Source organism: Vibrio floridensis, assembly GCF_021852965.1.
GTDB classification, from domain to species: domain Bacteria; phylum Pseudomonadota; class Gammaproteobacteria; order Enterobacterales; family Vibrionaceae; genus Vibrio; species Vibrio floridensis.
This window is the reverse complement of record NZ_JAKGCY010000004.1, coordinates 131,999-145,225: the sequence shown is the minus strand read 5'-3', so window position 1 is coordinate 145,225 and position 13,227 is coordinate 131,999. Positions and strand designations below refer to the sequence as shown.

Genomic DNA, 13,227 nt, shown 5'->3' with positions numbered 1-13,227 from the left:
ATCATGCGGATTGTTTTATTTTTGAGAGAATAAGAATCAGTCCAGCTAAAAAATATCACTTTGCTAGCATTTGTGTTATGTGGTTGTTTTGTTTTTAACAATAATGCAAAGGACTTATTTCTTCACATCTATTCACAAATTTACACATGAAATATCAATCCGACACATCTCTGGATGAGCTCAAAAAAGTGTTGAATAACAAGGGTAGGGCGTCGGGAATTGATTGAACCATACATTGTGTATGGTCTAACATTTTGCATTAGATAGTGTTAAAAGTTTCATCCTGTTGGGGTGAGGCAACTGAAATTACTAAATACAAAATAGGCAAATGTATGAGTGATGTTAACAAAATTGAGAGTGCTGAAAAGCGCTCATTGGAGTGGAAATCTTTCCTCTTCATTACCGTCGTCCTCTTTCCAATCTTGAGTGTGGCGTTCGTTGGTGGATATGGCTTCATCGTTTGGATGTTGCAGGTTTTCTTCTTCGGACCTCCAGGTGCTCACGGCATGTAAGCCTGTGAACTTACCTCCACACTTTTGAAAAGATTTTAAGAGAGCAGACAATGAAATCATTGATCATTAAATTGTGGCGTACTGTAACGCGCCCAGCAGTTCATATCAGCCTTGGTGTGCTGACCGTGGGCGGCTTCATTGCCGGTGTGATTTTCTGGGGTGGTTTTAATACCGCGTTGGAAGCGACCAACACCGAAGAGTTTTGTGTTAGTTGTCACACCATGCGTGACAATGTGTACCAAGAATTGCAAGAGACGGTGCACTGGAAAAACCACTCAGGTGTTCGCGCGACCTGTCCTGATTGCCACGTACCCCACAACTGGACGGACAAAATTGCACGTAAAATGCAGGCGTCTAAAGAAGTTTTTGCGCAAGTATTTGGCAACTACGATGAACCGGGCGTTTTCGAAGCTCGCCGTATCGAGCTAGCAAAACACGAATGGGATCGCTTCTCAGCCAACAAATCCCTTGAATGTAAAAACTGTCATAACTACGACTCGATGGATTTCGAGCAAATGTCTCCAACAGCTCGCATCCAAATGAAGCAAGCGGCAGAGAAAGATCAAAGCTGTGTTGACTGTCACAAAGGTATCGCACACAAACTACCAGCAGGTATGGATAGCATTGGCGGCATCGTGGGTGACCTAGAGCAGATGGCATCCAATACCGATTACTCTGTGGGTAAAGAGCTCGTGAGTGTTCGTCACCTACCAATCTACTTTGATGCACAAGGTCAAACCGAAGCGGGTCTATTGAACCCTGCGTCTACCGTAAAAGTATTGGAAGACAAAGGCGATTATGTCGAAATCGAGATCGACGGCTGGCGTAAAGCAAAAGGCTTTGGTCGTGTAATCCAAGAAGATTTCGGCAAGAACATCGCAGTGGCTTCGCTACTAAAAGAAGCGTCTATGGATGACAAGATTGTCACCACTGGTGAAGAGAAAGTGGATGAGCTGACTGGTCTTCCATGGGAAAAAGTGGCCGCGAAAGTGTGGATCAAGAAAGAGTCAATGCTGAACGACATCAACCCAGTGTGGGAAAAATCTCGTGAAGCATACAAAACAAACTGTTCAGTGTGTCACACGCAACCAGCAGAAGCGCACTTCGATGCCAATACTTGGCCAGGTATGTTTGACGGCATGCTAGCGTTCGTGAACCTTGATACGGATAGCGAAGCACTGATCTTGAAATATCTACAGAAGCACTCTTCAGATTATGCTGAAGGTCATCACTAATAAGCATTGGATGGAGTAATTTAAATGGCTATTACAAGAAGAAGTTTTCTTAAGGGCGTAGCAACGACAAGTGCTGCCTCTGTTATCGGTCCTAGCTTATTGGCGTCGGCTTCTGCAAACGCAGTAGAAACAACAGGAACTTGGAAAGTATCTGGTTCTCACTGGGGCGCGTTCCGCGCCCACATCTACGCGGGTAAAGTTCAAGAGATCAAACCGATAGAGCTAGACCAAAACCCAACTGAGATGCTAAACGGCATCAAAGGCATCATCTACAGCCCTTCACGTGTGCGTTACCCAATGGTGCGCCTTGACTGGCTGAAAAAACACAAGTACAGCGCAGATACGCGCGGTAACAACCGTTTTGTACGTGTGACTTGGGATGAAGCGCTGGATCTGTTCTACCGTGAGCTAGAGCGCGTACAAAAAGAGTACGGCCCTTGGGCGCTACACGCAGGCCAAACAGGTTGGAACCAAACCGGTTCATTCAACAACTGTACTGCACATATGCAGCGCGCTGTGGGCATGCACGGTAACTACATCACCAAAGTTGGTGACTACTCAACCGGTGCCGGTCAAACGATTCTGCCATACGTGCTAGGTTCTACCGAAGTATACGCACAAGGCACGTCTTGGTCTGAGATTTTAGAAAACGCAGACAACATTATTCTTTGGGCGAACGACCCAGTGAAAAACCTACAAGTGGGTTGGAACTGTGAAACGCATGAATCTTACGCTTACCTTGCGCAACTAAAAGAGAAAGTGGCCAAAGGCGAGATCAACGTGATTTCGGTTGACCCAGTTAAGAACAAAACACAGCGTTACCTAGAGAACGATCATCTGTATGTCAACCCAATGACAGATGTACCGTTTATGTTGGCGATTGCACACGTTCTCTACACTGAAAACCTATACGATAAGAAGTTCATCGAAACTTACTGTCTTGGCTTTGAAGAGTTCATCAACTACGTTCAAGGCAAAACTAAGGACAAAGTTGAGAAAACACCAGAATGGGCTGCGCCTATTTGTGGCGTGAAAGCGGACAAAATCCGTGAATTTGCCCGCATGCTTGTGAAAGGTCGCACTCAGATCCTGATGGGTTGGTGTATCCAACGTCAAGAGCACGGTGAACAGCCTTACTGGGCAGCAGCGGTTGTTGCGGCAATGATCGGTCAAATCGGCTTGCCTGGCGGTGGTATCTCTTATGGTCACCACTACTCAAGTATCGGTGTGCCTTCAACCGGTTTTGCTGGCCCTGGTGGTTTCCCTCGTAACCTTGATGCAGGCATGAAACCTAAGTGGGACAACAATGACTTCAATGGTTACAGCCGTACTATCCCTGTTGCGCGTTGGATCGACTGTCTGCTAGAGCCAGGCAAAGAGATCAACTACAACGGTGGCAAAGTGAAGCTGCCAGACTTCAAGATGATGGTCATTTCGGGTTGTAACCCATGGCACCACCATCAAGATCGCAACCGCATGAAGCAAGCGTTCCAGAAACTACAAACTGTTGTGACGATCGACTTCGCGTGGACAGCGACGTGTCGCTTCTCAGACATCGTGCTACCAGCATGTACCCAGTGGGAACGCAATGACATCGACGTATACGGTTCATACTCAAGCCGTGGTTTGATTGCGATGCACCGTTTGGTGGATCCACTGTTCCAATCTAAGCCAGACTTCCAAATCATGAAGGAATTGACTGAGCGCTTTGGCCGCAGTGAAGAATACTCTCGCGGTATGAGTGAAATGGATTGGATTCGCAGCCTATACAACGATTGTAAGAAATCGAACGAAGGCAAGTTCGAGATGCCAGAATTTGATGAGTTCTGGGAGAAGAGCGTGCTGGACTTCGGTCAAGGTCAACCTTGGGTTCGTCACGCGGACTTCCGTCAAGACCCTGAAATCAACCCACTGGGTACACCTTCAGGTTTTATCGAGATCACGTCTCGTAAGATCGGTCGTTACGGTTACGAACATTGTCAAGAGCACCCAATGTGGTTCGAAAAATCAGAACGTTCACACGGCGGACCAGGTTCAGACAAACATCCGTTCTGGTTGCAATCTTGTCACCCAGACAAGCGTCTGCACTCTCAGATGTGTGAGTCTGAAGAGTTCCGTGCGACTTACGCAGTTCAAGGTCGTGAGCCCGTTTACATCAACCCAGTTGATGCGAAAGCGAAAGGCATTAAAGATGGTGACCTAGTGCGTGTATTCAACGACCGTGGTCAGCTTCTAGCGGGCGCAGTTGTGACTGATAGCTACCCACGTGGCGTGATCCGTATCGAAGAAGGTGCGTGGTACGGTCCGCTTAACGAGAAAGTGGGCGCAATCGACACATATGGTGATCCAAACACACTGACTCAAGACATCGGCTCTTCTGAATTGGCACAGGCGACTTCTGCGAACACCTGTATCGTGGACTTCGAGAAGTTCACTGGTAAAGTTCCACCAGTCACCTCATTTGGTGGTCCAATCGAAGTCGCGTAATCGCAGCTTGATAATGAACGAGAAAAGGTCTGGCATACATGCCGGACCTTTTTTTATGTCGACAACGCAAAAATAGCATCACCATTACATATTCCTTCGAGTTCCTTCCCACAAGTTATTTTCTTCTAGCGAAATACGCTCGCTGTTTTGTCGTTTTCCATATGATCTCAACTGGATGTACTCAATAAAGTGGGGCTATGGCTCAAAGAGTCTCGCTGCTATTGGTTTTGTGCGGTTTTCGTTAGGGTCTTTTTCGTCAGGAGCAAATGCCATGTTTTGGCCATTTAAAAAATATGATGTTGAGATGTCTCCAGAAGTGCATGGGGTGATCACGCTTGAAGGAGTGCCACAGGAAGGGATGACGGTTGTTCGAGAGTTGTTTTACGAAGGGTATAGCTAAGGGAGAACGGTTGTTGATGAGACTCAAACCAATGAACAAGCGGGAGTTTTCTTTTCCCTCTATAACCATTCGTTCGAAATTGCCAGGAGATATTTTTGGCGGAAGCTTAAAAGTCTATCAGCAAATTAGTGTTGAATATCAAAGTGAGAAAAAAGAGAGTTGGAGTGCTTGGGCTCCAATAGAAGGAGCCAAGTCACTGCGTTGGATGTTGACTCATTTTCGCTGTGAGCTATCGCATTCGAAGCGCATTCACGAAGTCGATATCTCTCCTATAGAAGAAAGGCGTGTGCCTGTTCACTCCATTGGCGACTGGAACAGTCCGAGCATAAACACATAGGTATATGATCAAAGTACCGATACCTATATACGTTATAAGAAGACGCCGCAGTCCTAGAAACGTATATTTAATGCTAAACAAAGAGTTAAATTAGACGCTGAGTAATAGGTTGAGCTGTATGCTTTGTGAGCGTTTTGGTGCGGCTTTTTTCGCTTGTATTTGGTGGGGTGTCATTGAAAGTGATTAAAACTGAAAAATTATATGCTCATTTTAAATTTATACTTTTTTGTGAATTGTTGGCTGTTTTTGTGATTACGCTCGCTAAAAATACAGACAATCGATTAAATGGAGCGCATTTTTCATTGTTTTTTAGAAAAACTCCATTGCCTTAGTGGTTGTGATTTATATCTATTTGTAATGTTTTATTAGGAAAGTTTTGTCTTTGAGAATAATTTCGCCGCAACGACTGGTGCTTACGGGCTAAGTCGAGTGGTGAAAAAATCTATAAAATTGATAGGACAAAATAAAAATGAAAAAAACAGTATTAGCGGTGGCGCTATCTCTTGTTGCTGGTTCTGCAATCGCAGCAGACGTAAACCAAAACGTTTCTGAGCGTGCTCGTGAGTCAATGATCGACCTAATCCTTTCTGGCGAAGAATTCTCTGTTGGTGGTCAAGTGGCTGTCGGTGGTTACTATGAAGAAGGTCGTCCTGATAGAGAGTTTTACAATGACGGTGTGACTGGTTTTGATCTATTCATCAACTACCAAAAAGGCAACGTAGTTGGTCAGTTTGCTGGTGAATTCGACCTTGCAGACAACTACTCTTCAATGGATGCTAAGTTCACAGTGATCGACACTTGGGTTGGTTACAAAACTGGTTTTGGCGTAGCGTCTATCGGTTACGCAAACGACTCTGCTCTAGATGCAGTAGATGGCGCAGCCGACCTAACTATTGAGTTTGGTGCATCCGCTTCTGACGCTTCTGACGTAAACCAAGTGATCAAATTTGAAGGCATGAAAGAAGGCTTCAAATACGGTATTTCTTACTACGGTGACCGCGAAGCAGACGCATCTGGTCAACGTGGTTTCAACGGCTATGTTGGTTTCAAAAACGAACAGTTCCAAGTTAACGCTGGCTACGAGAAGAATGATGAGAAAGTTGGCGGCACTGACATCGAGCAAATCTACCTAGTAAACGGTGTGGTGACTTTCGGTGACCTAGCGATCGGTGCAAACTTCGCTAACCATGAATCATTCAAGGGTGAAGACGCGTCTTTGTACAGTGCATCAGTAGGCTACACTATCGATAAACTGTACCTAGCTGCTGGTTACGCAGCTAAAGATTATGATCATTCAGCTAGCGAAGAGTCAGTTAACTTTGGTGGTTCTTACCAGTTCACTAACAAGCTGTCTGCACTAGTGGATTTCAATGTTGATCTGTCTGATAACAACAACAGCGATGATCTAGCCGCATTCTTCAAAGTTGCTTACGACTTCTAAGAACTTCCTTAGCAATTTATGGCCTGCATTGCGGGCCATTTAAAGCAGGACGCTTTTTTGGCGATAATCCACTGCCTTTTCTTTGACCCTCAGGATTCGAGGGTCTTTTCGTTTTCACACCAAGTGGATACTCTTTTCGCGATACCACTCACTTTTGCTGCTTTGTTTTGATCCCTAATGGGACTGTTTCTCAGTTTGTTGCGCACTCTTTCGCAAGGGGGAAGGTGACAAAAATGCATAATTTGATGGACGATAAACTGTGGATCTCGAACAAAGTCCTCGTAATGAACCGTCAACGATTTTACTTTTGTTCGTGCGATTTCCTCCTCGGTGGTTTTCAGGATTTTACTCAGTTGAAAGGCGGTGCTGCATACCGGGTCGTGACGAATTTGCTGATAGGTTTCGAGTTCGCGGTTGCTGTAGGCGCCTCGCCACCATAGTTGATGTAACCCCTGTGCTTGCCAAAATGGTACCTTGAGCAGTGAATTGACGGTGGCGATGGGCTCGCGAACGACATTAATAAACAACGCATCTGGGAATATACTGGACAAATACTCCACACGTCCGGGACCAGTAAATTTCATTGCTAAACGCGGTTTGCCTTGCGCTCGCAAATGCTGATTTAAATAACGACGAATCCGTTGTTTCTCCTCTGCACTGGCTCTCTGGTGAAGCAAAAATTCCCGGCTAAAATCGATCTCATCACGAGTGATCTTTTGCCACAAAGGCCATGCCTCAGCGGGTCTGGGTAGCAAGTTATTGAGCGGTAACGTGTGATTAAGCTGCGCTTTTTCGCCGGATACGTACCAAAGCGAGTTATTGGTGAGTCGGGTGAGCCAAGCAAGTGATGGTAGAGACGGAAACCACTCGCAGTAGTTATCTGGCCAGCCAAGGCTGTGATGAGCCATGACAAACTCAGAAATAACGGTCGAGCCTGAACGGCCGGGACCGATAAAAATGATTGGCGCTGATAATCGTGTTTGATGATCGGGTTTGCTTGTCATCATGCTATCGTCCCACGTTAGAGTCGGTTTTGTGCTTGCTTTTAGGTTGTACGCAAAGCTTGTGCCAAGGGGAATTTTTATAAATAACAATTCGTTAGAGAAAATTGACTCTTCGGCGTTGAGTTATTCTCAATTTGATAGGCAATTTGAAAATCTTTGCCAGCAAATCGTGATGAAGATAACGATTTGTAGTGCTGCTATTGACTGATAATACAAGAAAAACACAGTGAGCAGATTTCATGAAAAGCCCTTATACCTTAGGCAATCACATCCCTTTCGAGGTGAATGATGATGAACTGGAAGTGACGATAAATAACAATGAAGTTCACTTCTGCTATCACGGTATGCACAACCGTATCATCAATGATCGATTTGAACTTTTTCGTACTCCTTTCAATTTTGAAGCTCAGGCTCAGCTCTTGGGGGACGGGTTTCAAATGTTGGCGCAGACCACTGGCACTCGAGACCAAGTGATCGACATCGGTCGTTGTCCTGACAATAACCCACAATATCGCCTTTATTCACAGCATGCGCCTAAGCGTTACTACAATTACTTAGTGATTGAGGAATCACAAGGTTACACCTTGTTTGGTTTTACCTCCTGTCGGCGCTTCGCTGGCTATTTTGAGCTGGAACAGGCGGGTAACCACTGGCATGTTGTCGCTTATCTTGATGGCGAACAGACGGAAATCCAAGATTGGGAAACCAATACGCTGGAATCTGTAGTGCTGTTGGAAGGCGCCTCTTTGTCTGAGCTCTATGCTGAGTTTGCGCAACATATTACGGTTCATCATCCGATCAGAGCAGGGGTGGAGCAGAATTCGCCAGTAGGTTGGTGTTCTTGGTATGCCTATTATGCCGATGTGAGCCAGCAAAATATCTTAGCGAATGTCGAGCAGATGCAGGGCAGCTTAGAGGCGCTGGAGTGGGTCTTACTTGATGATGGCTATCAGGCCTTTATGGGCGATTGGCTTACTCCTTCTGACAAGTTTTCAGGGGGAGTCAAACAACTGATTGCACAAATTCGAGCGAGTGGCAAAAAACCAGCGATTTGGCTGGCGCCCTTTATTGCTCAGCCTGAATCAGAGATCTTTCGTAAGCATCCCGAATGGTTTGTTAAACATCAGGATGGCTCACTGCTAAAAGCAGAGGACATCACTTATGGCGGTTGGCGCTGTACACCTTGGTATATCCTTGATACATCACATCCTGAAGTGCAGGAGCACCTAACTCATGTAGTAAAAACCATGCGAGAAGAGTGGGGTGTAGAGCTCTTTAAATTGGACGCTAACTATTGGGGGACGCTAAAAGGGCAGCGTTACCAAAAAGGCATAACAGGTGTTGAAGCGTATCGACTCGGGATGGATGCGATCGCTCAAGGAGCGGGCGAAGCGTGGCTACTTGGTTGTAACGCGCCAATGTGGCCTTCTTTAGGATTGGTTGATGCCATGCGCGTTTCGGATGACGTTGAGCGCCACGCACATCGCTTCGAACAAATTGCCAAAGAGACCTTCTACCGCAGTTGGCAGCATCGAAAACTTTGGCAGATTGATCCTGACTGCGCAACCTTCACTTCGCTACCTAACCAAGGTGTGCAAAGGCAAGAATATGAATTTCACCGCAATGTCCTACTTGCGTGTGGCGGGCTGCTGCTGTCGGGCGATCCACTTCCAGAGATCACGCCATTCGCCAAATCTTGTCTTGCCAAATTGATGGTTCGTCAAAAGCACAATCAGAATGCGGCGAAATTTACCGCGTTCAGTCTCAACCACGCCTTCTTGAAGCTGACCGAGAAAAACGATCTGCACTGTTTGTTCAATTATGACGGCCAGCAAGACAAAGAGTTTACGTTGATCTCTGATACGCCAGTGCATTGGTACGACTACTGGACACAAGAACGTTTAAGTGATGAGCCTTGCCAGTTGTTTGTGACCCAATTAAATCCGGGCTTGAATTCCAAAGCCATCGTCACAGCGTAAGCGCGCTTAGTCGTAAGCATATCCAGACAAGAGCCTCACTTTATAGAGGCTCTTTTCCGTTGAGATGATGGGGTGTTTGACGGTTGTTTGCTTTGTACAAACTAATATTCAAACAGGAAGAAATAACCATAACCCACAATAAAAGCCGGAATGGCAGAGTAAATCGTCGCGACCAAGGCCGCTTTCGGTGCCATTGCAATGGCAGGGAAGAGCGCGTCACCATCGTTTGAAATCGCGTTGGCGAGCTGCGCGGAGAGCGGAGCAGCACCGGAGAGATATAAGCTGGTCATGAGAATTTGTGGCCCGCATCCGGGCAACATTCCCACGGCAACCCCGATGAGTGGCATCCATACGCCCCATCCTGAGAACGTCACCTGTAAATTCAGCCCAGAAAAATAGCGAGTCAGTTCAAAGGCGAGAAAGGCCAAAATCACCCAAGCACTGACGAAATTCGTGTCTTGGGCGGCTTTTTGAATCGGATGGGAGTCGATGATCTTTTCGTCTTCAGAGACGGCGGATTGATAGCTGCCGAACTCTTTGGTCAATGCCCAAAGGAACATGCTGGTGACGGCGAAAATCGCGCCCATCCATTCGATGGTGTTTTCCTCAAGACCAAACAGCAAATTCACATCCACTTGAAACGAACCAAGCAGAGCGACGCCCGCGGCAGGTATCAGAAGCCATTTCCAAAATGCGCCTTGCAAGTTAATGGCTCGCTGTTCAAATGGGGTATGTGCGTCTTGCTTGTTTTGGCAACAATGTGGTCGGTTAGGTTCATCGCTCACTTTGGGCCGTAAAAAATCGTCGCCATGGAGTGCGTTCACCACCATGCCAGAAAGGGTTCCTACCGCAATGCCCAACGCAATAACGCCGAGTCCAGTCACGGGTTTGGCGGCAAGCAGCAGAAAGGCAGCGTCGCCCATGGTTGAGGTTAGCACGGCGACAATCGCTCCAAAGCCAACTCGGCCGCTGATGAATTGCGTTGTTACAACAATGGCGCCGCCACAACCGGGCAGAGCGCCAAGTAAAGCGGCAAAAAAGACTTGGTAGTGACGTGATGCGCGATAAAGTTGTGTCACTCGATTGGTGCGCGACATAAAGCCAGACAAATAGTGGTAAATGGCAAGCGTGGCCGCGACGTAACAAGAAACCGCCCAGAAAGAGTCAGAGAGAGTCGTCACGGTGATTTGTCGAGTCGTGTCACTAAGCAGCAACATCAAAAGGGCAACAGGCAACACCAACCGTTTATGAGCGAGACGAAACTGCGTCGGTTGCAGCAACGGGTGCGTTGAGCTAAAAAATTTCGTTGCGTTCATTGTTGTCTCTAATGCAAATAAGAATGATTATCATTATATGAAAGTGAGAATTATTCGCAATAGCGAGAGGTCACTTTTCTTGATGTCAAATCCGCTCATTTCAGGTAAAGTATGCCCCTTTGTGAGCAACCCTGCTTTTTGGTTAAGCAGGAATAACGAGACTTGGATAGGAAAGATAATGATTCTAGTTGTAGGTCATAAAAACCCAGACAGTGACAGTATTTGTAGTGCCATCGTAGCCACTGAGCTGCTAAAAGCGCGTGGCGTTGAAGCGATGCCGATTCGTCAAGGCGAAATCAACCGCGAAACACAGCACATTCTTGAAGTGGCTGGTGCAGAGGTTCCTGAGCTACGTACATCAGTAGCCGGTGAAACGGTATGGTTGGTGGATTACTCAGATCTTGCGCAAGCGCCTGATGATATCGCTGAAGCTGAAGTTGCGGGTATCGTTGACCATCACCGTCTTGGTGACGTCATGACCGTAAACCCAATGGAAGCATGGATCTGGCCTGTTGGTTGTACTAACACCGTTCTGTTCAACATGTTTAAGATTGAAGGTCACGCGATCTCTGAAAAAATCGCTAAGCTAATGATGTCTGCAATCCTGTCTGACACCGTAGGTTTTGCTTCTCCAACTTGTACGCAAAAAGATAAAGATGCAGTAGCAGAGCTTGCGCAAATTGCCGGTGTTACTGATATTGATGCGTTCACTAAAGATCTACTGATCGCGAAAACAAACATTGAAGGTCTGTCTGCTGCACAGCTTGTAGAGAAAGATCTGAAAGGTTACCCATTCAATGGTCGTGACGTGGTTGTAGGCCAAGTTGAACTGGCAACGCTTGAGCAAGTAGATGGCATGATCGAAGCACTAGAAGCAGACCTACAACGTCGTTGTGACGAAGATGGCCTTGCGTTTGCTGCGGTTATGCTCACTGACATCACGACAGCATGGACTCGCTTGATCTACAAAGGTGAGTGGTCAGACAAACTGGCTAAGCATGAAAAAGATGGCCTGCTGATGATGGAAAACACGCTAAGTCGTAAGAAGCAAGGCTGGCCTTGGCTTCAAGTTGAGCTTGCGTAATCAGTCGCACAGAGTGAAAGAGTCTCGCTGGTACTCGATGAGACTTTGCACCATAATGGAAACGCCCATTTGCCACGGCAAGTGGGCGTTTTTAATTGAATGTCGCCAAAAGGCAAAAGTGGAGAGGCGCAATGACCACACCATTATCCCAAGATCAAATTCGTACCATTAATAGTTACGATCAAGAGCAACGTTTACGTTACTGCGTTAAGGAAATTGTCGCCCAGCGCCAAGTATGGATCCTCACTGATGAGCATGGCTGCGTGATGCTCAACAGCGAAGAGGAAGAGTGCGTACCGGTTTGGCCAAATAAAGAGTTTGCCGAAGAGTGGGCCACGGGCGATTGGCAAGAGTGCCAAGCGGAATCGATCTCGCTAAACAAGTGGCACAGCCGCTGGACTCGTGGCTTAGAAGACGACGAGCTATCGGTTGTCGTGTTTCCGAGCATTAATGAGGAAGGGGTGGTGCTGTTCCCTGATGAGTTTGACTTTGAACTGAAAAAACAGGCGGCGAAGAGATAAAACGCTCTGGTCAATCACAGAACATAACGGTGCGATTCAGCGCCGTTTTTTTATCGCCGTATAGCAATTTAACGGCTTTGAACCGCTTAACGATCAATACCCAATAAACTGAAACAGCTCGGTTTGCGTCGCGACATCGACGGATTGAGATAAGGTGCCGTTGTCGGCGAAACGCGTGAGCAGTGTACTTAGCACTGGTTTGACTTCCGCCTCCGACATACCGGCTTTAATCTCCGGTTGATAAAGCAACTTGAGTAGAACGATATCGAGTGGTGAGAGTAACTCTTCTGGGGAATTGTCATTAAAAATAGAAGGGTAAGCCTGTTCTGAATCGTTAGGCAGGCCAAGAACCTGCGTGACTTCTTCCACAATACAAGCGACTAATTTGCCGTGCTCGCGTGCTTTGTCGACAGGAATAACAATCGCAGCGTAATAGATGGCACTTTGGCGAGTTTTAAAACCCGCTTTGCAAACCGCGCTGCCCAGATTGTTGGCAGATTTGCGTCCCATGAGACGTTTGACTTCACTTTGATAGCTCGATTCTTGGGTGAACACCCAAACAACGTTGGCTTGCGCTTTGTCGCTGGTGGTCTCAATTGAGAGGCCTGTGATGGCGGACAAATCACGCAGGTGCATTTTTAATAGCGATGCATGCAGCGCTTTATCTGCGACCTGATGCTCAACGTACACACGTATCGGCGTGTGCCATTTGCGAACTTTTTTTTCCCCTGGGCTATATTCATTGCGCAATGCCACTTGAATGAATGCGTTGCTGACGAAGGCGGGTTGAAGCCACGTTTTCTCCACTGCATGAGTGCCCGATGTCAAAAGCAGGAGAGCAATGCCAATCAGTGGTTTCACCCAAATGTTATTCATGCATTGCTCCTTGCTTCGCTGACTATTTTCTCATC

General features: G+C 46.7%; 12 protein-coding genes. 9 read left to right on the top strand and 3 right to left on the bottom strand.

All coding sequences use genetic code 11. The features are described from left to right. Positions 1-332: 332 nt before the first annotated feature. The 6 genes from torE (at position 333) to LZU85_RS08870 (ending at position 6,412) form a co-directional block, all read left to right on the top strand. The gene (gene torE / locus LZU85_RS08890; RefSeq protein ID WP_011080718.1) at positions 333-512 is read left to right on the top strand and encodes a trimethylamine N-oxide reductase system protein TorE; all 180 of its coding nucleotides are present in this window, start codon (positions 333-335) and stop codon (positions 510-512) included. Positions 513-562: 50 nt separating this feature from the next. Further along, on the top strand, positions 563-1,747 hold the full coding sequence (gene torC / locus LZU85_RS08885) for a pentaheme c-type cytochrome TorC (protein WP_176297320.1): 1,185 nt from the start codon (positions 563-565) through the stop codon (positions 1,745-1,747). Positions 1,748-1,771: 24 nt separating this feature from the next. Beyond that, complete coding sequence (gene torA / locus LZU85_RS08880; RefSeq protein WP_237286905.1) at positions 1,772-4,234, top strand: trimethylamine-N-oxide reductase TorA; 2,463 nt, start codon at positions 1,772-1,774, stop codon at positions 4,232-4,234. Positions 4,235-4,505: 271 nt separating this feature from the next. Next, positions 4,506-4,634, top strand: a complete 129-nt coding sequence (locus LZU85_RS20990) for a transthyretin-like family protein (RefSeq protein ID WP_332214734.1) — start codon at positions 4,506-4,508, stop codon at positions 4,632-4,634. Positions 4,635-4,650: 16 nt separating this feature from the next. Beyond that, positions 4,651-4,971: a transthyretin-like family protein gene (locus LZU85_RS08875; protein ID WP_336886289.1), complete on the top strand. Its 321-nt coding sequence runs from the start codon at positions 4,651-4,653 to the stop codon at positions 4,969-4,971. A 469-nt stretch (positions 4,972-5,440) separates the two neighbouring features. Continuing rightward, positions 5,441-6,412: a porin gene (locus LZU85_RS08870; protein ID WP_237286904.1), complete on the top strand. Its 972-nt coding sequence runs from the start codon at positions 5,441-5,443 to the stop codon at positions 6,410-6,412. An 89-nt stretch (positions 6,413-6,501) separates the two neighbouring features. Here LZU85_RS08870 and LZU85_RS08865 read toward each other — a convergent pair whose 3' ends face one another. Then, positions 6,502-7,419 carry a sulfotransferase gene (locus tag LZU85_RS08865; protein ID WP_237286903.1) on the bottom strand — a complete coding sequence of 306 codons (918 nt, stop codon included), beginning with the start codon at positions 7,417-7,419 and terminating at the stop codon, positions 6,502-6,504. Between the two features lie 236 nt (positions 7,420-7,655). Here LZU85_RS08865 and LZU85_RS08860 point away from each other — a divergent pair, with 236 nt between their 5' ends. Continuing rightward, positions 7,656-9,395, top strand: coding sequence for a glycoside hydrolase family 36 protein (locus LZU85_RS08860; RefSeq protein ID WP_237286902.1), 1,740 nt, complete (start codon positions 7,656-7,658; stop codon positions 9,393-9,395). A 101-nt stretch (positions 9,396-9,496) separates the two neighbouring features. On the opposite strand, the gene LZU85_RS08855 is transcribed toward LZU85_RS08860, so the two are convergent. After that, entirely contained in the window at positions 9,497-10,711 is a 1,215-nt protein-coding gene (locus tag LZU85_RS08855; protein WP_237286901.1) for a putative manganese transporter, read from the bottom strand. A 178-nt stretch (positions 10,712-10,889) separates the two neighbouring features. Here LZU85_RS08855 and LZU85_RS08850 point away from each other — a divergent pair, with 178 nt between their 5' ends. Together LZU85_RS08850 and LZU85_RS08845 are read left to right on the top strand one after the other, a co-directional pair. After that, positions 10,890-11,795 carry a manganese-dependent inorganic pyrophosphatase gene (locus LZU85_RS08850; protein ID WP_026130783.1) on the top strand — a complete coding sequence of 302 codons (906 nt, stop codon included), beginning with the start codon at positions 10,890-10,892 and terminating at the stop codon, positions 11,793-11,795. Positions 11,796-11,926: 131 nt separating this feature from the next. Continuing rightward, positions 11,927-12,316 (top strand): DUF2750 domain-containing protein, encoded by a 390-nt coding sequence (locus LZU85_RS08845; RefSeq protein ID WP_103193155.1) that lies wholly within the window; start codon positions 11,927-11,929, stop codon positions 12,314-12,316. A gap of 93 nt (positions 12,317-12,409) precedes the next feature. Here the strand turns inward: LZU85_RS08845 and LZU85_RS08840 are convergent, their stop codons facing one another. Then, complete coding sequence (locus tag LZU85_RS08840; RefSeq protein ID WP_237286900.1) at positions 12,410-13,192, bottom strand: DUF2927 domain-containing protein; 783 nt, start codon at positions 13,190-13,192, stop codon at positions 12,410-12,412. Between the last annotated feature and the right edge of the window lie 35 nt (positions 13,193-13,227).

Excerpts from the sequence above, each read along its gene's own strand:
- torE (WP_011080718.1), top strand. The coding sequence starts at position 333 with ATGAGTGATGTTAACAAAATTGAGAGTGCTGAAAAGCGCTCATTGGAG.
- torC (WP_176297320.1), top strand. The coding sequence starts at position 563 with ATGAAATCATTGATCATTAAATTGTGGCGTACTGTAACGCGCCCAGCA.
- torA (WP_237286905.1), top strand. The coding sequence starts at position 1,772 with ATGGCTATTACAAGAAGAAGTTTTCTTAAGGGCGTAGCAACGACAAGT.
- LZU85_RS20990 (WP_332214734.1), top strand. The coding sequence starts at position 4,506 with ATGTTTTGGCCATTTAAAAAATATGATGTTGAGATGTCTCCAGAAGTG.
- LZU85_RS08875 (WP_336886289.1), top strand. The coding sequence starts at position 4,651 with ATGAGACTCAAACCAATGAACAAGCGGGAGTTTTCTTTTCCCTCTATA.
- LZU85_RS08870 (WP_237286904.1), top strand. The coding sequence starts at position 5,441 with ATGAAAAAAACAGTATTAGCGGTGGCGCTATCTCTTGTTGCTGGTTCT.
- LZU85_RS08865 (WP_237286903.1), bottom strand. The coding sequence starts at position 7,419 with ATGATGACAAGCAAACCCGATCATCAAACACGATTATCAGCGCCAATC.
- LZU85_RS08860 (WP_237286902.1), top strand. The coding sequence starts at position 7,656 with ATGAAAAGCCCTTATACCTTAGGCAATCACATCCCTTTCGAGGTGAAT.
- LZU85_RS08855 (WP_237286901.1), bottom strand. The coding sequence starts at position 10,711 with ATGAACGCAACGAAATTTTTTAGCTCAACGCACCCGTTGCTGCAACCG.
- LZU85_RS08850 (WP_026130783.1), top strand. The coding sequence starts at position 10,890 with ATGATTCTAGTTGTAGGTCATAAAAACCCAGACAGTGACAGTATTTGT.
- LZU85_RS08845 (WP_103193155.1), top strand. The coding sequence starts at position 11,927 with ATGACCACACCATTATCCCAAGATCAAATTCGTACCATTAATAGTTAC.
- LZU85_RS08840 (WP_237286900.1), bottom strand. The coding sequence starts at position 13,192 with ATGAATAACATTTGGGTGAAACCACTGATTGGCATTGCTCTCCTGCTT.